Origin of the sequence: Pseudoalteromonas sp. FUC4, from assembly GCF_008370255.1 — a bacterium.
Taxonomy (GTDB): Bacteria; Pseudomonadota; Gammaproteobacteria; order Enterobacterales; family Alteromonadaceae; genus Pseudoalteromonas.
This window is the reverse complement of record NZ_SEUI01000002.1, coordinates 89,420-108,464: the sequence shown is the minus strand read 5'-3', so window position 1 is coordinate 108,464 and position 19,045 is coordinate 89,420. Positions and strand designations below refer to the sequence as shown.

General features: G+C 39.1%; 18 protein-coding genes. 14 read left to right on the top strand and 4 right to left on the bottom strand.

The annotated features are described in order from the left end of the window. The first annotated feature begins 40 nt into the window (after positions 1-40). The 11 genes from EU510_RS06475 to EU510_RS06425 all read left to right on the top strand — a co-directional run bounded on the left by EU510_RS06475 (position 41) and on the right by EU510_RS06425 (position 8,521). Positions 41-694: a thermostable hemolysin gene (locus tag EU510_RS06475; RefSeq protein ID WP_149592773.1), complete on the top strand. Its 654-nt coding sequence runs from the start codon at positions 41-43 to the stop codon at positions 692-694. Next, positions 691-2,160 (top strand): AMP-binding protein, encoded by a 1,470-nt coding sequence (locus EU510_RS06470; protein WP_149592772.1) that lies wholly within the window; start codon positions 691-693, stop codon positions 2,158-2,160. Before EU510_RS06475 ends, EU510_RS06470 begins: the two co-directional genes overlap by 4 nt. After that, a complete protein-coding gene (locus tag EU510_RS06465; protein ID WP_149592771.1) occupies positions 2,153-2,842 on the top strand; it encodes a TenA family transcriptional regulator in 690 nt (229 codons plus the stop codon). The genes EU510_RS06470 and EU510_RS06465 overlap by 8 nt, the downstream gene beginning before the upstream one ends. Further along, the gene (locus tag EU510_RS06460; RefSeq protein ID WP_149592770.1) at positions 2,839-3,609 is read left to right on the top strand and encodes an SDR family oxidoreductase; all 771 of its coding nucleotides are present in this window, start codon (positions 2,839-2,841) and stop codon (positions 3,607-3,609) included. The genes EU510_RS06465 and EU510_RS06460 overlap by 4 nt, the downstream gene beginning before the upstream one ends. A gap of 21 nt (positions 3,610-3,630) precedes the next feature. After that, complete coding sequence (locus tag EU510_RS06455; RefSeq protein WP_149592769.1) at positions 3,631-4,278, top strand: hypothetical protein; 648 nt, start codon at positions 3,631-3,633, stop codon at positions 4,276-4,278. 7 nt (positions 4,279-4,285) lie between these two features. Then, the gene (locus tag EU510_RS06450; RefSeq protein ID WP_149592768.1) at positions 4,286-4,945 is read left to right on the top strand and encodes a response regulator transcription factor; all 660 of its coding nucleotides are present in this window, start codon (positions 4,286-4,288) and stop codon (positions 4,943-4,945) included. A gap of 26 nt (positions 4,946-4,971) precedes the next feature. Continuing rightward, positions 4,972-6,285: an ATP-binding protein gene (locus EU510_RS06445; protein WP_149592767.1), complete on the top strand. Its 1,314-nt coding sequence runs from the start codon at positions 4,972-4,974 to the stop codon at positions 6,283-6,285. Continuing rightward, a complete protein-coding gene (locus EU510_RS06440) occupies positions 6,278-6,631 on the top strand; it encodes a cupredoxin domain-containing protein (protein ID WP_149592766.1) in 354 nt (117 codons plus the stop codon). The genes EU510_RS06445 and EU510_RS06440 overlap by 8 nt, the downstream gene beginning before the upstream one ends. After that, the gene (locus tag EU510_RS06435; protein WP_149592765.1) at positions 6,618-7,358 is read left to right on the top strand and encodes an iron transporter; all 741 of its coding nucleotides are present in this window, start codon (positions 6,618-6,620) and stop codon (positions 7,356-7,358) included. The genes EU510_RS06440 and EU510_RS06435 overlap by 14 nt, the downstream gene beginning before the upstream one ends. Continuing rightward, positions 7,355-8,071 (top strand): hypothetical protein, encoded by a 717-nt coding sequence (locus EU510_RS06430; protein WP_149592764.1) that lies wholly within the window; start codon positions 7,355-7,357, stop codon positions 8,069-8,071. Before EU510_RS06435 ends, EU510_RS06430 begins: the two co-directional genes overlap by 4 nt. 240 nt (positions 8,072-8,311) lie before the next feature. Then, positions 8,312-8,521, top strand: coding sequence for a cold-shock protein (locus EU510_RS06425; RefSeq protein WP_002959120.1), 210 nt, complete (start codon positions 8,312-8,314; stop codon positions 8,519-8,521). Between the two features lie 1,006 nt (positions 8,522-9,527). Here EU510_RS06425 and EU510_RS06420 read toward each other — a convergent pair. From EU510_RS06420 to udk, 3 genes are all read right to left on the bottom strand, one after another. Beyond that, positions 9,528-10,238, bottom strand: a complete 711-nt coding sequence (locus tag EU510_RS06420) for a substrate-binding periplasmic protein (RefSeq protein ID WP_149592763.1) — start codon at positions 10,236-10,238, stop codon at positions 9,528-9,530. A 309-nt stretch (positions 10,239-10,547) separates the two neighbouring features. Further along, positions 10,548-11,774, bottom strand: coding sequence for a NupC/NupG family nucleoside CNT transporter (locus EU510_RS06415; protein ID WP_149592762.1), 1,227 nt, complete (start codon positions 11,772-11,774; stop codon positions 10,548-10,550). Positions 11,775-11,791: 17 nt separating this feature from the next. Continuing rightward, positions 11,792-12,424 (bottom strand): uridine kinase, encoded by a 633-nt coding sequence (gene udk, locus EU510_RS06410; protein WP_024596281.1) that lies wholly within the window; start codon positions 12,422-12,424, stop codon positions 11,792-11,794. 192 nt (positions 12,425-12,616) lie between these two features. On the opposite strand from udk, the gene EU510_RS06405 reads away from it, so the two are divergent. Together EU510_RS06405 and deoD are read left to right on the top strand one after the other, a co-directional pair. After that, the gene (locus EU510_RS06405) at positions 12,617-13,849 is read left to right on the top strand and encodes a phosphopentomutase (protein ID WP_149592761.1); all 1,233 of its coding nucleotides are present in this window, start codon (positions 12,617-12,619) and stop codon (positions 13,847-13,849) included. Continuing rightward, positions 13,849-14,550 (top strand): purine-nucleoside phosphorylase, encoded by a 702-nt coding sequence (gene deoD, locus EU510_RS06400; RefSeq protein ID WP_149592760.1) that lies wholly within the window; start codon positions 13,849-13,851, stop codon positions 14,548-14,550. The genes EU510_RS06405 and deoD overlap by 1 nt, the downstream gene beginning before the upstream one ends. Before the next feature lie 512 nt (positions 14,551-15,062). On the opposite strand, the gene EU510_RS06395 is transcribed toward deoD, so the two are convergent. Next, entirely contained in the window at positions 15,063-15,953 is an 891-nt protein-coding gene (locus EU510_RS06395; protein WP_149592759.1) for a tetratricopeptide repeat protein, read from the bottom strand. 902 nt (positions 15,954-16,855) lie between these two features. Between EU510_RS06395 and katG the strand changes: the two genes are divergently transcribed. Then, entirely contained in the window at positions 16,856-19,036 is a 2,181-nt protein-coding gene (gene katG, locus EU510_RS06390) for a catalase/peroxidase HPI (protein WP_149592758.1), read from the top strand. Positions 19,037-19,045 lie beyond the last annotated feature (9 nt).

Genomic DNA, 19,045 nt, shown 5'->3' with positions numbered 1-19,045 from the left:
TTAAATCCTGAAATATAAACAGATTTAAACGAGCGAGCTTATGCAATTAGCCCACACTTCTACACCATTAGATCTAACACAAAATAACAGTCAGCTTATTAGTGCACGTATTAATGATGCGCATCGAAAAAATCTCGAAAATACAGTGAAAGAAGGTTTTTTAGTTGCGTATAACGCTAAGCTTAGTTCTTTTATGCCTCTACTTTGCCAATACGTTACCAAACAAGGAAAGTGCACATTAGGGCTTAGGCAAGCAACTTCGCCATTGTTTATTGAGCAATACTTAGCATCACCTGTTGAAGATTTTTTAGATGAGAGTATCTCTCGTAATAAAATTTTTGAACTTGGTAATCTCTGCTCTACAAATCGAAGAGCTACACTTGCGCATTTTATTATTGTTAACGAAGCTCTGCAAAGTGTGGGAGCAAAGCATTTGGTGTTTTGTGCAACCAACAAAGTGCGTGCTTTATTGCGCTTACTTGGTGTTACGTGTACCGAAATTGCACTTGCGAGCAGTTTTGTAGTTGAGAACCCATTAAAGTGGGGCAGCTATTACGCTAACCAACCAACAGTATGCATTGTGAGCCTAGAGCAAGCTCACCAACAAGTATTAAATACCCCAATGCTTTATAGTTTAATGCAGCAAAACCACTCAAATATCAATTCTTTGGTAAATGCATTGGTGAATGTATGAATTACTATAATACCCATGCAGTATCGCCATTAATTATTACCCATAATAAAGAGCAAACACTTAAAATTAACGGTGGTGAGTTTAACCAGCAAATACAAAAGGTAGTAAAAATACTACAAAGCTTTAGCGGCAAATGTGTCGCTTATAAGCTCGATAATACGCCAGCTTGGCTTGTTATTGATGCTGCTACTGCGGTTTCTAATAAAGTGGCTGTGCCAATTGCTCACTTTTTTAATGAGCAACAAACTCAATATGTACTAGCGCAATGCGGCGCTAATATATTTATGAGCGACACACTAAACCCTTTACTCGGGGAGCCGACTGCATCAATTACTTTATTTGAGTGTTACACATTATATATTTACGAAATCGTTGTAGCTAAACCCGTAAGTTATTTTCCAGAAACTCAAAAAGTAACATTTACATCAGGCTCTACTGGGCAACCAAAGGGCGTGTGTTTATCTGCAAATAGCCAAATGCAGGTGGCTCAATCTCTGTGCGATAAAATTAATATTAAAAAGCCTGTTCATTTATGTTTATTGCCGCTTGCTGTGTTACTTGAAAATATAGCTGGTGTGTATGCCCCTTTAAAAAGTGGCGGTACAGTGCATTTAATGCCGTTAGATGAATTAGGCTTTGTTGGAAGTGCTTTAAAACAGCCCGCACAACTTATAGCTGCTATTGATAAAGTTAAGCCAAATACGCTTATTTTAGTGCCTGAACTATTAGCATGCTTAGTCGCTTTTGCAGAGCAAGGGTGGCAACCGCCGTGCTCGTTACAGTTTATTGCTGTAGGTGGTGCGCTTGTCAGCGAAATGCTATTAACCAAAGCGCGTAGCTTAAACTTGCCGGTTTACCAAGGTTATGGCCTTTCTGAGGCGGCATCTGTAGTTAGTTTAAATACGCCCGCAAACGATAACCTGCACAGTGCCGGCTCTGTGTTACCTCATATTCAAACCAAAACTGAAAATGGCCAGCTTTTTATAAAAGGCGATTTGTTTTTAGGCTACTTAAATCATCAACCTCACAACAAAAACCAGTGGTATGCAACCGGCGATCTAGTCGAGCAGCGTCAAAATACTTTATTTATTAAAGGCCGCCTAAAAAATCTAATTATTACTAGCATGGGGCGCAATATTAGTGCCGAGTGGCCTGAATCACTATTGCTCAGTCAAAGCGGTATTTTACAAGCGGTTGTGTTTGGTGAAGGTCGACYTTTTTTAACCGCCATTATTTATGCCGATTTAAAGCTAAGTAACCCAGCGTTAGTGCAATACATTAACACAATCAATAAACAACTACCCGACTATGCTCGAATTCAAAAGTGGCATCGTTTAGCTGCCCCATTAAGTGTGCAACAAGGATTATTAACCACAAATAATCGCCCAAAACGAGATGCCATAAGTAAGCAGTACCATACTGTGTTTGATAAATTTTACCGACTTGGAGAAGTAATTAATGAGTGATTTTTTTAACACCCTTAAAGAGCAAACTAAACAAGAGCAAAACTACCTGCTTGCAGCGCCGATTATTCAGCGTGTTTTTAAAGGCGAAGCATCACTTGAAGAATACGCCTCGTTTTTAGCGCAAGCGTATCATCATGTTAAGCATACTGTGCCATTAATGATGTCGGTTGGTGCACGATTAACCGACGATCAAGAATGGCTGCGCGAAGCAGTAGCAGAATACATTGAAGAAGAGATTGGTCATCAAGAGTGGGTACTTAATGATATTGCAGCCTGTGGTTTTGACAAAGAGACAGTGCGGTGTAGTCAGCCACAATACGCTACCGAAATGATGGTGTCGTATGCGTACGACTCCATTACACGTAAAAATCCATTGAGCTTTTTTGGCATGGTGCATGTGCTTGAAGGCACTTCTATAGCGCTTGCTGATGGCGCGGCTTCAAATATTTCAAATGCTGTGGGCTTACCTAAAAAAGCATTTAGTTATTTAACCTCTCACGGCGCGCTTGATATAGAGCATGTAAAGTTTTTTGAAAACCTTATGAACCAAATAACAGACGAGACGGATCAACAAGCCATAATTCATGGTGCAAAGCGCTTTTATCGTTTATACGGCGATATATTTCGTGGACTCGATGACGAGCCCTTTTTTAAAGCAAGTGCGCAAGGCAAATTGGCATGAGTTGCTCTTTATGTGTATTAACTGGTGCAACAGGCGGGATAGGGCAAGCTATTGCTAAAGCCCTATATGCAAAAGGGTGGAAGTTACTGCTTGTAGGGCGAAATACTCAAGCCCTTGAAAAACTGAGCAGTGCATGCCCAGACAGTGAAATATTTACGGGCGATTTAACCGACGATACAGCACGTATTAACCTAGCAATAAAAGCCAAGCAACTCGGCGGCGTTAAATTACTTATTAATAACGCAGGTATAAATACAATGCAAAGCCTTGAGCACACAAGTAATGAGCAAATAGATAATATGCTCATTACTAATTTGTCGGTGCCTATTAAGTTATGCCAGCTATTTTTAGGGCAGTTAGCGTATACCAAAGGCACTATTGTTAACGTGGGATCATCCTTTGGCAGTATTGGCTACCCGTTTCAAACGCTTTATTGCGCCAGTAAATTTGGTTTACGTGGCTTTACAGAAGCGCTCTCGCGTGAGTTAAATGGCTCAGGCGTTAAAGTGACCTATTTAGCACCAAGAGCAACAGATACATCTATTAATAGCAGTAAAGCGCGTGCAATGAATAAAGAACTCGGTAATAAAATGGACTCGCCAGAATTAGTTGCTCAAGAGTTATTAACACTTATAAGTTCAAACCAAGCAAGGCGCTTTATTGGTTTTCCTGAAAAATTATTTGCACGCATAAATGGCGTATTCCCAAGCATTGTTGATAACGCTATTGCAAAGCAACTTCCTAAAATTAAACGTTTTTTAAGTTAACAAACACACAAGGGCAAAATTATGTATAAATTTACACTCGCATTTTATTTAATACTAACCTCTGTATTTGCAACCGCAGTGCACGCAGATGAAGCGCAAGACTTAAGCGATATTCAACAAAAGTGGGCAATTGCTAATTACGAACTTCAAGACGATGCGCAAATTGACGCGTTTACACAACTAAGTGAGCAAAGCGCGTTATTTGTTAAAAACTATCCAAGCTCGGCGCAAACACATATTTGGAATGGCATTGTGTTAGCCAGCTTTGCTGGCGCAAAAGGAGGCTTGGGCGCACTTGGTTTAGCAAAAGAGGCTAAAGCGTCACTTGAAAATGCACTCTCGATTGATGGCAGTGCATTAAATGGCTCAGCTTACGCAAGCCTTGCAACGCTTTACAGCAAAGTACCTGGCTGGCCAATTGGTTTTGGTGATGACGACAAAGCTGAAAAATTATTTAAACAAGCGCTCGCTTTTAATCTCGAAGGCATTGATACTAATTACTTATACGGTGAATATTTGTATGACGAAGGCGATTATAAACAAGCTAAAGCACGACTACTTGTAGCACAAGCCGCGGGCATTCGTGATACTCGTGCAAAAGCAGATAAATATCGCCAACAAGCAATAAGCCAGCTATTGGTAAAAGTAGATAAAAAACTAAAAAGATAAACACATAATGCATTTATTACTCGTTGAGGACGATCATTTAGTGGCGCAAGGGCTTATTCGCTCTTTGCGTCAAGAGGGCTACAGCGTAGAGCATAGTGGCACAGTTAAGCATGCCTTAGAGTGCCTTTCTAGTGATGAAATTGAGCTTGTTATTCTCGATTTAGGATTACCTGATGGCGACGGCTCGCAAGTTTTAAAGCATATTAAAGCACAAAAAAAAGTTATTCCGGTGGTTATTTTAACTGCTCGCGGCAGTATTGACGACAAAGTCCAAGGGCTAGATATGGGCGCTGACGATTACCTTGCAAAGCCGTTTGACCCTGCTGAGTTATTTGCTCGATTACGTGTAGCAAGCCGGCGCATTAACCAAACACAATCAAGCTTATTGCGCTGTGGTGATGTAGTCATGGATACATCAGCTCATACAGTTACACTAAGTGGGCAGTCACTTACACTGCCGCGAAAAGAATACATGCTTTTAAAAGCGCTGATGGAAAATCAGGGAAGGGTGCAATCAAAACAACAACTCGAAAACAAACTTTACCAATGGGGTGAAGAAGTTGGCTCTAATGCCATAGAGGTGCATATTCATCATCTTCGTAAAAAATTCCCTAGCGATTTTATTAAAACCTTACGTGGCATTGGCTACGTGGTTGGTAAGCGTTAGAGTGTATTTGTTTTTCGAGGTTGAAAATGTCTATTCGTAAACGCCTGACCTTAATTTTACTTTCAATGATGGTGCTAACTTGCTTTTTAGCTTTAGTAAAAGGCTATCAAAAAAGCATGCACCACGGCGAAAACTTGCTTGATAATGAACTTAAAATAGTGGCTGGCGTTTTAATTGAGCAACCATTAGCACTAAGCACAAATGCAGTACAAGTAAGTAATAATAGTGCTCAGTTGTTGTATCAAATTTGGCAAAATAATAGTTTACTTAGTGGCTCATCGAGTTTATCAAATAACCAAATTAGTTTTAGCGAGGGCTTTCAAACTGCCAATGTAGCAGGGCAGCGTATGCGGGTATTTGTGATGAGTAAAAACACCCGTAAAATCATCGTTGCTGAACCTATGGCAAAGCGTTTTGAATTAGCTGAAGCCGTTATTTTATCTGCAATGTTACCTATGCTATGGGCAGTCCCTCTGCTTGCTATTTTTATTAGCTTTTTTGTTAAATACGCATTAGCCCCTCTTACTCGATTATCTAAGCAGTTAGCGTCTCGCCAAGCTAACGACTTTACGCCGATTAACTGGCAAGTAACTGACGAAGAAATTAAACCGGTTATTAATCGTTTAAACGACTTATTTAAACGCGTAGAAACCGCTTACTTACGGGAGCGATTTTTTGCCTCAGATGCAGCTCACGAATTACGTACCCCGCTTAGTAGTTTAAAAATTAACGTACATAATTTGGCTAATAAACAAAGTAATCTGCAAGACCATCAAGAATTACAAGCTATGTCGCAGGGCATTAATCGCTTAAGTAATATTGTCGAACAAATGCTAATTTTAGGGCGCACTCAGCCTGAACAATGGCAGAGGCAGTTTAGCGAACAATCATTGCTAACGATTACTCAACAAGTCGTATCGGAGCAATACGACAAAATAGATGAAAAAAACCAAACTATTAGTCTTGAAGGTGATGATTTTGTAATTAATGGTGATGAGTTTACATTAACCACACTCATCGCTAATTTACTTAGCAATGCTATAAAATACACCCCCAATAATGGTCAAATAATAATTAAATTAGCATCAAATAATAACAGCTATAGCTGGCAAATTGATGATTCTGGTGCGGGTATGACTGAAGAGCAAAAAGAGCGAATATTCAATCGTTTTTATCGAGTAGGTGGCGATCAGCATCCATCTGGCGAGCAAGGTGCCGGTTTAGGTATGGCTATTGTTCAACACATAATTGCTATTTATGGCGCAACTATTCATCTAGCGAATAGTTATTTAGGTGGGCTAACCGTTAAGGTTACTTTTACAGGAGTAAAAAGTGACTAAACGTTTATTTAATCAGTGCCTTTGTTGTTTGTTATTTTTGTCGTTTAACGCGGCGAGTAAAGAGTACCTTATTATTTTAAAAGATCATTTGTTCTATCCTTCACAAATTACAATTCCCGCAAATAAAAAAGTAAAACTATTGATCGAAAACCAAGATAGCACACCAGAAGAGTTTGATAGCTTTGATCTAAACAGAGAAAAAGTACTCTACCCAAATCGTAAAAGCATTATTTATATAGGACCGCTGAGTAAAGGGCATTACGAATTTTTTGGTGAGTTTTCGCCAAATACAGCAAGGGGCGTTGTTATAGTTGGTGATGAAGGGGCGCAGCATGCTAATAACTAGTTTAGTCATGATCCTTAATCAATTACTACCGGTGGCTATTTTATTAGTGCTACTACAAGTAGTTAAAAAACAAAGCGCTTTTAAAATAGGGTCTGCTTTATTAATTGGCGCGCTCATGTCGTTTTTGTACATGCAAAGTGCGTCGTGGGTGAGCCAGTGGTTTGAGCACCAAGGGTTAGAGTACTCACAAATAGGGCTCTGTATTACTATATTTATTGCCGTATTAGTATTTGCAATAAAGCAAAAATCAGCGGCTTTCTATATTGCTGTTATAAGCACAATAACATTGTATTTAAGCCACTATATTATTTACCTCACCAGTTTTTGGCAAAATAATGATGCAGGGCAAAGCTTATTTATTGGCACTTTATTAGGTGTTGGAATTTGTTTAAGTTTTAGCGTATTGCTGTACTTTTTAATGAATGCAATTAAGCACCGCTTTGGTATGTATCCGCATTTTACTTTGCTTGCTTTTAACAGCGCGGCTAAGTTATTAGTTGCACTGGATTTGGCAAGCCAAATAGATTTAATTACCAACACCGCAACCGTGTGGGATTTACGTGATTTATTAAACGAAAACTCTGAGCTAGGCCGCGTATTGCGTGCTCTTGTTGGTTACGAGGCTACCCCTGATCTAATGAGTGTACTTATATATAGTACAAGTAGCGTGATATTTTTATTACTTTGTTATGTTATTTCGGCCTCAATAACTAAGGAGCGTGTATGAAAGCACTCAACCTATATTTAGCGCTTAGCTTTACCGTTTTTTGTTTATTGGTATTCTCAATCCCAGCAAAGGCCGATGGAATCGTTGTTGATAAGGTATATCACCCCTATGTTTTACCTTTTGAGCGAGAGTTTGAATGGCGGTTAGTGTCGCACCAAACAGATAGTGGCAACATACTCGCGCAGCGTTTGGGTGGTGGTGGAGCTATTAACGATACAATGGCATTAGAAGGTTACATAGTTGGTGAGCGAGATGATAACGGCGACTTTGGTTTAGAAGCTTATGAGCTTGAACTACGCTGGCAACTAATTGAGCAAGGTAAGTTATGGGCTGATTGGGGCGCATTATTTGAGCTTGAGAAAAAGCATAACGAAGATGTATTTGAGGCAACCTCGGGTTTTGTTATCGAAAAAGAATTTGGAAAAACAAGCCTAACATTAAATGCTTTTTTGGTTTATGAATGGGGGCAGGATATTAAAAATGAATGGGAAAGTGAGTTTAGAGCACAATATCGCTATCGATATCGCTCTGCTTTTCAGCCGTCTATTGAGGTGTATGTAGGGGAAGACTTTGTTGGTATAGGCCCAGGTTTTATAGGTTTACAGCGTTTTGATGGGCAAAAGCAATTAAAGTGGGAAGCGGGTTTTATCACTGAGATAAGCCAATCAGAAAAAAATCATAGTTTTAGGCTCGCATTAGAGTTTGAATTTTAATAACCAATAAAAGCGACTTTGGTTGTTTATTACTCTGATTATAGATAGGTACTTGACATGTTTTAAAAAATCTATATAGTGGGCTGCAGCTAGAAAGAAAGCATGTAAGCTATAAATCTCCATTTCGATGTTGTATAAGTAATACTTGTAGTACCGTCCTGAAGTTTTTAAAGTACCATCTCATTTTTTGCTACACCCGCTCTTATGAGCATATTTTTTATTTTATATCAGGATATTACAATGTCTAACATCGTATCAGGTACAGTTAAGTGGTTCAACGAGTCTAAAGGTTTTGGTTTCATCGAGCAAGAAAATGGCCCAGACGTTTTCGCACATTTCTCAGCAATCAAAAGCGAAGGTTTCAAAACTTTAGCTGAAGGCCAACGTGTAGAGTTCACTCTTTCACAAGGTCAAAAAGGTCCACAAGCTGATAACATCACAGCTGTATAATTTTACTTTTTAAGTAAAATGAAAAAAAGCGCTTAAGGCGCTTTTTTTGTGTCTGAAATTTGACTCAAACCAAGCAACGCCCATTATCAATGTAAATTAACTAAATGATATTGCTATTATTTAGCCCCTCCTAATATTCGTTTTTCTATTCTTCTAAGCCATTGTGCTAATGCAAGTGAGTTTAAGCTTGTAATTTATACCGAACATTTCTCCCTTATAATTTCAAAACGACAAAGACCAGCTTGTTAGTAGTACTCTCAATATTGTAAAAGATATTTGCACAGCTATTGATATAACCTGCGAGTTTAAATTGCTACTTTGGAAGTGTGCTTATAACTTAGTTTAAAAGCCCCTTACTTTGGCATTGTTTCAATAATTAAAAACATCGAACGTGACCCACCATTTTATTGGGCTGGGCCGCTAGGCGCGAGTCAAACTTTCTTTTATAAGCTCAAAGCTGATAAGTAAGTTATACCAATTCCATTAAGTATGTGGTCTAAATTTTACGCCGAAAAAATAATTCAGTTCTAGGCGTAAATGGTTGTTCCCTTTGCGAAATTGACAACAAAGAAATGAGTTGTTTTAGCAAGTAAAATGGATAAGCTATTTATTGGGATTGGTATAAATAATCTAAAAGATGCAAAGCAGTTTTCTTTAGGAATAGTAATAGGGGGTATATACGAATGATTTGTAGATGAAATTGGTTTTAGAATGGGTGAAAACTTACTAGTTTTTGAAGACTAAAAACAATATATAGATTTGTTTTTAAAAGAAAAATTGATCTAATTTTAGGCTCAAAAGTTACAATAAAGTATAGCTGGAGCTTTTTGAATATAGAGCAAATGAAGTAGTGAAGTGCAAGAATTGCCTCTTCCTAAGTTTGCTGGCAATTATATAGCATTTAATAAGTCAGTAGCTGAGCGTGTCATAAAGAGATTTTATGAAGAATATATAAAGTTAAAAATGAAAGATTTTAACGTCTAAAAATATCGTTACCCACACTAATTTATTTTCCGTAAGGGAGACCTTTATCCTCTTTTACTTTTAAAAAAGCAGCTTGTAATTTTTCAATTAAATCAGAGTTCGTTTCTTTATTAGCGGCTAAATAGGCATCAACAGTTAGCTCGTCTATTTTATAAATAAAGTTTAAGTACCCTTTTTTAAGCTTTAAGTAGTCACTCATTTGTTGCATATAAAGAGGATCGTCCACAATTAAGTCTACTTTTTTAGCAAGTAATAGATCATATGACTTTTGAATATCACTAGTTAATACAACTTCAAAACCAAGCTTTGAAAGTGTTTGAGTAGAAAAGTCGTTTCGTTGCATTGCTATTTTGTAGTTTTTTGCTTGTTCGGTATTATTAATAATTATGTCGCAGCGCCCTGCGAGGCTAATAAAGCCTAAATGAAACTTGCCAACTGGCGCAATCCAATAAAATTTGTTTTCTCGCTCTACAGTGCGAGCAAGGCTGTATATAAAGGTGTTTTTGAGTTCACTCGCAATCTTATAAGCGCGTGCCCACGGGTACATTTGAATATTAGGCGTAAGCTCTGCTTCTTTAAATATATCCCTAATAAACTCAGTACCTACGCCTGTAACTTCTCCATTAACTAATACTTGGTTCGGTGGTGCTAATTCAGTAACTACTAATAAGCTCTCTTTAGCATGAATAAATACAGAGCTTATTAAGCATAAAAGATAAAGAAGGTATTTCACGTTCGAGAGTCATCATTCAATTAATACGAGTAATATCAAGTGTGGCTTAAAATATAAAAAACACAAAAGGTGAGACGCAAAAAGTACTAATTAAAGTATTGGTTTATTTGAGTTATGTATAACTATAAAGGATGTTAGATAGATAAGTGGCTTGAGGTTTAAAGTAGTTGAGGCTAAAAAATTAAAGCCCTAAAACGATAAAAGGGCCTTGCGGCCCTTGGTGAAGTATCGTTCAAGTCAGATAGAGCTTTAACCCCTTAAAGCGCTATCCTCTTGTTTTGCAACACCTGAGTTCATCTCAATAAGTTTCTAAGCTAGCGAGAGGAAAAACCCAGCAATTGCTGCGCTCATAAGGTTAGCCATAGATCCTGCTAACACTGCTCTGAGCCCTAAGCGTGCGATATCCTTCCGCCGACTAGGCGCCATACCGCCTAACCCACCTAGTAAAATGGCTATCGATGATAAGTTAGCAAAGCCACATAGAGCAAAAGTAACAATTGCTTGTGTGTGCGCGCTTAACGTATCGCGATAATTTATAAAGTCTAAGTAAGCAACAAACTCGTTTACTACTATCTTTTGACCAATAAAGCTGCCGGCTATAATTGCTTCATCCCACGGTACACCGAGTAACCATGCAACAGGAGCAAATAAATAGCCTAATATTTCTTGAAGCGTTAATGTTGGGTAATCAAACCACCCGCCAATACCACCTAATAAACCGTTTAGTAGTGCAATTAGCGCTACAAAAGCAAGTAACATTGCACCTACATTAAGTGCTAAATGCATACCGTTTGCTGCACCTGATGCAGCTGCATCAATTACATTAACTGGTTTATCGTCATCATTTAAATCTAGATCTGCTAAGTTATCTTTAGGTGTTTCAGTTTCTGGCACAATCATTTTTGCCATTAAAAAACCACCAGGAGCAGCCATAAAGCTCGCTGCTATTAAATACTTAAGATCTACGCCAATAATAACGTAACCGGCCATTACAGAGCCTGCCACAGTGGCTAAGCCACCTACCATTACTGCAAACAATTCCGATTTAGTCATCGTTGCTATAAATGGCTTAACTATTAGCGGTGCTTCAGTTTGGCCAACAAAAATATTTGCCGTCGCTGAAAGCGATTCTGTGCGAGAGGTTTTCAATAATTTTTGTAAACCACCGCCTAAAATCCTAATTATCCAATCCATAATCCCAAGGTGATACAACACAGCAACAAGTGCTGAGAAAAACACGATAACGGGCAAAACTTGAATCGCAAAAATAAAACCTAATGTGTCTTGTGAGGCAAGTGGGCCAAACAAAAATCCAATACCGTCGTTTGCATAACCAATAACCGACGATACGGCTGCTGACATGCTCGTTAACACATTTTTTCCTGCTTCAAAAAACAGGACAAAACCGCCAATAACCACTTGCATCGCAAATGCTATACCAACGGTTCTTAAATTAATTGCCTTGCGATTAGTTGATGCCGCAAAGGCAATGCTTAGTAGCACACACATGCCTACTAAGCTCATAAATGTTGTCATACAAATGTTTCCCGTTGTTATTCTTGTAGTAAATATTTTATCTTACTTTTTATTATATCAATGGCAACGCGGTTCATACCGCCTCGAGTCACAACTAAATCTGCGTTATGCTTAGAAGGCTCAATAAATTGATAAAACATCGGTCTAACAGTTGCTTGATACTGCTCAACAACAGATTGTAATGTTCTGCCTCGTTGCTCCATATCACGTTGCATACGACGCATTAAGCAAATATCTAAAGGCGTATCTATAAACACCTTAATATCAAATTCTTTATTAAGCGCTTTGTCACTCAATAATAAAATACCTTCAACAATGAGTATTTTAGCAGCAGGCACTCGGCGAGTTTTCTCGCTACGTGTATGCTGTGCATAATCATACGTTGGTACTTCAACTGAATTTCCACTACGAAGCTGTGTTAAATGCTCAAGCATTAACGCATGTTCAAATGCATCAGGATGGTCGTAATTCGTTTGTGTACGATGCGCCATCGGTAAATGCGACTGATCCTTGTAGTAAGCATCTTCTTCAATAATGGCGATAGCGCCTGGTTCAAGCTCATTAACCAATTCATTGTATATAGTTTGGCTAAAAAGAGATTTGCCCGACGCAGACGCGCCTGCAATAGCTATAATAGTAGTTCGTGTCACTAAAGTTCTCACCCACACAGAAGGATATATTGTTGGTAGATCACAATAGCAAAAAAGACACGATTAATCTCTTTTGCTTCGCTTAAGAATGCAAATTTATAATGTTTAGGTTTTATGAAACAGGACTTTTGTCCTGTACGGAAAAATCGATCAGCGGATAAAGTAACCACCTAGAATCAAAGTGAGGTCAAAATGGCAAGAGCAATTATCTTAATGGCAGATAGCCTAGGAATCGGTGCAGCACCAGATGCAGATAAATTCGGCGATCTTGGGGCTAATACATTCGCTCACTTACTAAAAGCATATTACGACGAAACAGGCGCTGCATTATCGCTTCCTAACCTATCAAAACTTGGGTTAGTGGATGCATGTGAAGCTGCCGGTGGAGAACCGTGTTTAATTTCAGACCGCCAAGCTTCTCAAGGAGCATGGGGTTACGCTAAAGAATTATCTAGCGGAAAAGATACGCCATCAGGTCATTGGGAAATGGCAGGAGTACCTGTGTTATTTGATTGGGGATATTTCCCAAAAACACAGCCAAGTTTCCCACAAGAATTTATAGACGAGTTTATAGCTCGTACTGGTATTCCTGGCATTTTAGGCAATTGCCATGCGTCGGGAACAACCATTTTAGAACAGCTAGGTGAAGAGCACGTAAAAACAGGTAAACCAATCTGTTACACCTCAGCTGATAGCGTGTTTCAAATAGCCGCGCATGAAGAGTCATTCGGCCTAGAGAAGCTTTATCAAGTTTGCGAAATCGCACGGGCGCTACTTGATGAAATGAATATAGGGCGAGTGATTGCGCGGCCATTTTTGGGTTCAAATAGCCAAGACTTTGCTCGAACGGGTAACCGTCGCGACTATTCAGTACTTCCGCCAGCACCAACATTGCTAGATGTGTTAGCAAAAGACGGCGGCGAAGTAATTAGTATTGGTAAAATTTCAGATATTTACGCGCATCAGGGCATAACCCAAAAGCATAAAGCACCTGGGCTTATGAACTTGCTAGAAAAAACCAGTGAAGTAATGAAAAGCGCACCAGAACATAGCTTAATATTTACTAACCTAGTTGATTTTGATGAAAAATTTGGTCATCGCCGTAACCCAGTAGGTTATGCAAAAGCATTAAAAGAATTTGATGACTATTTACCAACTATACTAAAGCAGTTAAATGCAGATGACATATTAATGATCACTGCAGATCACGGTTGTGACCCAACCTTTCCAGGTTCTGAGCACACTCGCGAATACGTACCGGTTATTGCATATAAACCAGGTATGAGTAACACACCACTAGGTGAACGCAACAGCTTTGCAGATATCGGTCAAACACTGGCACAGTGGTTTAACTTATCTGCGCTTGATTACGGCGACAGCTTTTTAAATGAGCTAACAACGCCAAATAAAAAGGAAAACAATTAATGAGTACTCCGCATATCAGTGCAAACGTTGGTGATTTCGCCGAAACAGTATTAATGCCAGGCGATCCGCTACGTGCGCAATATATTGCTGAAAACTTTTTAGATGATGCAGTACAAGTTACAGGTGTTCGTAACATGTACGGTTTCACTGGTACTTACAAAGGTAAGCCAGTAAGCATCATGGGTTCAGGCATGGGCATTCCATCAATGTCTATTTATGCACGTGAGCTAATTGTAAGCTTTGGCGTTAAAAATATTATACGTATTGGTACGTGTGGCGGTATTGGCACAGATATCAAAATCCGTGACGTAATTTTTGCACAAGGTGCAAGCACAGATTCAAACGTAAACCGTGCACGTGTTCGTGGCTACGATTTTGCTGCTATTGCTAACTTTGACTTACTTTTAAACGGTGTAAACGCCGCTAAAGAGCTAGGAATAGAAGCAAAAGTAGGTAACGTATTTACGACAGACACATTCTATCAAGCAGACGACTCGTTCTATAAAGACTTAGACAAGTTAGGCATGCTAGCAGTAGATATGGAAACAGCCGGTTTATATGGCGTTGCAGCTGAATACGGCGCAAACGCAATGGCATTATTTACAGTAAGTGACCACGTAATTACCGGTGAAGCAACACCTGCTGATGAGCGTCAAAGCACCTTTAACGAAATGGTTAAAATTGCATTAGAGTCTATCTAATTAACTAAATAACCTGAACTTTGGTTAAGAGATTTACTAACGTATTGAATCAAAAGTGATATTTATGTTTATTTTCTCTAGCTAGAGATTTACAGTGAAAACAAGGCGAAATTACGCGTCAATAGCTAGCCTATTGCAAGTAAATTCAACGTAGTTAGCGCTGGAAATAGCTGCTTGAGATAGATTTATTATCCAGAGTTCAGGTTAAATATAACAGTTCCTTGGTAACGTATTCACTAAGTTTTGGAGACACGCCCAAAGTGAAGTGAGACTAAACCTCCAAAGCCGCATTTTATGCGGCTTTTTTTATGCCTGAAGAAAATGAGCCACTATACAATATTGCATCGCATTTTGACGTGATTCGCTGTGTTGTAGGCGCAGAGGTTGCTCACGCGAGAAGCGAAGCTTCTAATTACTTAATTACACACAAACTTTATCTTTAAAAACAAAAAAAGGGCCAAGGCCCTTTTTTATGATGTTGCGCCTAATCATACAGGCTAAATACTTAGTGCTTAAACGGCTTCACCCGCTACTATCGTATTAAAGCTGTCGTTGTCATGTAGGCTTGCAAATGCGCTTTCATGTAATAGTTCATTACGTAAGTTTGGAGAGTATTCAAGCGCCATTTTAATATCGGCTAAGGCATCAGCATGCTTATGTGTTAGTGCATAAGCACATGCTCGTTGCCAATAGGCATAACCATAATCACTATCTATATCAATAGCTTGATTACACAGCTCAATGGCTTGTGCTGTTTCATTAATTTCTAGTAGTGCATCGGCTTTATAAGCAATGGCTTCCACATCTTCTGGTTTGCGATTGAGTATTTCATCAAAAATTTCAATTTTATTTGCAAAATCACTTTCTAGGTTTGCGCGCATCCACAACGAATGAACTTCGTTAGTCACCGATATGCGCTCTTGGTTGCTAAGAATTTCTTCTGAGCGTACGCGTAGTTTTTCTTCAAGAATTTTTAATCGGTCTTCATACTCGTCTGTAATTACACTCACACGTGTATTTACAATATCTTCTACTTTGTTTTTAACATCACGTAGCGAGTTCCAACCCACTAAAACCAAAATCGACGCCGTAGCGGTAATTATAAAAAATACATTATTAATGGTATCTGTAGTGTACGTTAATGCGCGATCGGCAGTATCAAGCTGCGCATGAGTAACCTGCTTAGTTACATCTTCACGAAGCTTTTGCTGATCTTGCCTAACTGCTTTTAGCTCATCTAATATGTAACGCTCCATTAGCGGCTTATACATAGGCTCTTTGAGTTGTTGAAGAGCTTGCTGTTCTTGTTGTGCAGTAGGTGAAGCTGATTGTTCTTCAGCAGAATTCACTATGCCCGAAAACAAAGTTAAACAAACAAAAAGTACAGATAGGTAATAACGCATTGGTACGCCTAATTAAATTAATTACTGTAATAACTTTAACATGCAGGGCTTAATGGCACTAGGGCGTGTTTACTTTTCAGGATTAAAATTGACCGAATTTAGATAGGAGCAATAGTTGTAAGAATTTTTTAGCCTTATGACCTTAGCAATAATAGAGTAAAGCGTAAGCATATTACTCATGCTCAGGTAATTTAAGTAAAAATAGGCAAAAAAAAACCAGCTCAAGGTGAGCTGGCGAAAACTGCTTAAAACAACAATATGTCGTAGGGATTCACAGGAGAACAACTTCATACTAACTGAATCTTTATGAACAAATACTTAATTCAATTCAATTAGTTAAAAATATAAGAATACTCAAAGTATTCGGTTTATAAAGTAAAGGTGCATTGGGCTTAAGTAATGCACCTTTATCATTATAACTATCTAACTACAATTTCATGGCGAAGGGGGGTATTCCAATGTGCACTTTAGTAAACTAAAGCCACTTTAAAACCCTTCACACACCATTACGCCGAAATTTTTCAATTCGATCACAGGTCTAGTAAAAAGGTTAAGGTTGATTCACCGATTTGTATTTTTATTTTGCGTAATACCTTATATGAGCGCCATCTGACCTTTTTACTATTATTTTAAACGCGACTTTAAGCCTATTGTTAAATACATCATTAACGTAAGGGCAATCAAAAATATAAATTGGAGCAATCGTTTTAAATAGTATGTTGAGGCTGGCGTAGCATAATTTATACGCCTATATTAAGAATACGTAAGAACTTAGGTAGGTAAGCTGAGTAAAAGTAAGCCTATTAAATAAAAATAACCGTTACTTTTTAAAAAGTTATAAACACATAAGCAATAATACTGATTGATTAAGTATTTTACCTTTCTATTATAAGGATTTCACAATGAGCAACCCAACAGCGGGTAAATGCCCTGTTATGCACGGTAGTAATTCAGTTGTTTCTAAAGTAAACACCGATTGGTGGCCAAACACACTCAACTTAGACATTCTTCATCAACACGATACTAAATCAAATCCATACGGTACTAATTTTAACTACGCAGAAGCATTTAAATCTTTAGATTTAGACGAAGTAAAGGCCGACTTAAAAACCTTTATGACCGATAGCCAAGATTGGTGGCCTGCCGATTGGGGTCATTACGGTGGTTTAATGATTCGTATGGCATGGCACTCTGCGGGTACGTACCGTTTATCTGACGGTCGTGGCGGCGCAAGTACCGGAAACCAACGTTTCTCACCTCTCAATTCATGGCCAGATAACGCAAGCTTAGATAAAGCACGCAGACTTTTATGGCCACTTAAGAAAAAATACGGTAACAAACTTTCATGGGCCGATTTATTTATTCTTGCAGGTAACATGGCATACGAATCAATGGGGCTAAAAATTTATGGCTTTGCGGGCGGCCGTGAAGACATTTGGCATCCAGAAAAAGATATTTACTGGGGAGCTGAAAAAGAATGGTTAGCACCAAGTGATGAACGCTATGACAATGTAGAAAAACCAGACACAATGGAGAACCCATTAGCGGCGGTACAAATGGGCTTAATTTACGTTAACCCTGAAGGTGTTAATGGTATACCAGATCCTCTTAAAACAGCGGCTCATGTACGCGAAACATTTGCGCGCATGGCAATGGATGACGAAGAAACCGCAGCATTAACAGTGGGCGGCCATACAGTGGGGAAAACTCACGGTAATGGTAAAGCAGAGCATTTAGGCCCAGAGCCAGAAGCAGCTGATGTACACGAGCAAGGTTTAGGTTGGAACAGCACTAAAGAAGGCGGCTTTGGTCGTCATACTGTAACTTCGGGCCTTGAAGGCGCATGGACTACACACCCAACAACATGGGATAACGGATACTGCCACTTACTTTTAAATTACGAATGGGAACTCACTAAAAGCCCAGCGGGCGCTCATCAGTGGGAGCCTGTAAATATTAAAGAAGAAGACAAACCAGTAGATGTAGAAGACCCATCAATTCGTTTAAACCCAATGATGACCGATGCCGATATGGCCATGAAAGTGGATCCTGCGTACCGTAAAATTATTGAGCGTTTTTATAACGACTTTGAATACTTCTCTGATGTATTTGCACGTGCATGGTTTAAGCTAACTCACCGCGATTTAGGTCCTAAAGCATGTTACTTAGGTAAAGACGCGCCAAGCGAAGACCTAATTTGGCAAGATCCAATCCCAGCAGTTGATTACACATTATCAGACGATGAAATCTCAAGCTTAAAAACACAGCTACTTGATTGCGGTGTAAGCGCGAGTGATTTAATAAATACAGCGTGGGATAGCGCGCGTACGTATCGTGGTTCTGATAAACGCGGTGGCGCCAATGGCGCACGTATTCGTCTAGCACCACAAAAAGATTGGCAAGGTAACGAGCCAGAGCGCTTAGCAAGTGTACTTAGTGCCCTTGAAAAAGTACAAGCGGGTTTATCTAAGCCAGTAAGCATGGCTGATTTAATCGTTTTAGGTGGCACAGCGGCTGTAGAGCAAGCGGCAAAACAAGCCGGTGTTGATATAACAGTACCATTTGCACCAGGACGAGGAGACGCAACAGACGAAATGACTGATGCAGAATCGTTTGATGTATTAGAACCAATTCACGATGGATTTAGAAACTGGCTGAAAAAAGATTACGCAGTATCAGCTGAAGAGTTATTACTAGAGCGTAGCCAGTTAATGGGCTTAACAGCACCAGAAATGACTGCACTTGTGGGCGGCATGCGTGTACTAGGCACAAACTACGCAGGCACTAAACATGGTGTATTTACTCATAATGTAGGCACGCTATCTACCGACTTTTTTGTAAACCTAACCGACATGGCAAACAACTGGAAGCCACTTGAGCCAGGTCTTTACAATATTGTTGAACGCAAAACAGGCACCATTAAATGGACTGCCACACGCGTAGACTTAGTGTTTGGTTCAAACTCTATTTTACGTGCACTAAGTGAGTTTTATGCACAAGACGATAATAAAGAACGTTTTGTACATGACTTTGTAAATGCATGGGTAAAAGTAATGAACGCAGACAGGTTCGATCTTAAATAATCTGTACGC

Excerpts from the sequence above, each read along its gene's own strand:
- EU510_RS06475 (WP_149592773.1), top strand. The coding sequence starts at position 41 with ATGCAATTAGCCCACACTTCTACACCATTAGATCTAACACAAAATAAC.
- EU510_RS06465 (WP_149592771.1), top strand. The coding sequence starts at position 2,153 with ATGAGTGATTTTTTTAACACCCTTAAAGAGCAAACTAAACAAGAGCAA.
- EU510_RS06460 (WP_149592770.1), top strand. The coding sequence starts at position 2,839 with ATGAGTTGCTCTTTATGTGTATTAACTGGTGCAACAGGCGGGATAGGG.
- EU510_RS06455 (WP_149592769.1), top strand. The coding sequence starts at position 3,631 with ATGTATAAATTTACACTCGCATTTTATTTAATACTAACCTCTGTATTT.
- EU510_RS06450 (WP_149592768.1), top strand. The coding sequence starts at position 4,286 with ATGCATTTATTACTCGTTGAGGACGATCATTTAGTGGCGCAAGGGCTT.
- EU510_RS06445 (WP_149592767.1), top strand. The coding sequence starts at position 4,972 with ATGTCTATTCGTAAACGCCTGACCTTAATTTTACTTTCAATGATGGTG.
- EU510_RS06435 (WP_149592765.1), top strand. The coding sequence starts at position 6,618 with ATGCTAATAACTAGTTTAGTCATGATCCTTAATCAATTACTACCGGTG.
- EU510_RS06430 (WP_149592764.1), top strand. The coding sequence starts at position 7,355 with ATGAAAGCACTCAACCTATATTTAGCGCTTAGCTTTACCGTTTTTTGT.
- EU510_RS06425 (WP_002959120.1), top strand. The coding sequence starts at position 8,312 with ATGTCTAACATCGTATCAGGTACAGTTAAGTGGTTCAACGAGTCTAAA.
- EU510_RS06415 (WP_149592762.1), bottom strand. The coding sequence starts at position 11,774 with ATGACAACATTTATGAGCTTAGTAGGCATGTGTGTGCTACTAAGCATT.
- EU510_RS06405 (WP_149592761.1), top strand. The coding sequence starts at position 12,617 with ATGGCAAGAGCAATTATCTTAATGGCAGATAGCCTAGGAATCGGTGCA.
- deoD (WP_149592760.1), top strand. The coding sequence starts at position 13,849 with ATGAGTACTCCGCATATCAGTGCAAACGTTGGTGATTTCGCCGAAACA.
- EU510_RS06395 (WP_149592759.1), bottom strand. The coding sequence starts at position 15,953 with ATGCGTTATTACCTATCTGTACTTTTTGTTTGTTTAACTTTGTTTTCG.
- katG (WP_149592758.1), top strand. The coding sequence starts at position 16,856 with ATGAGCAACCCAACAGCGGGTAAATGCCCTGTTATGCACGGTAGTAAT.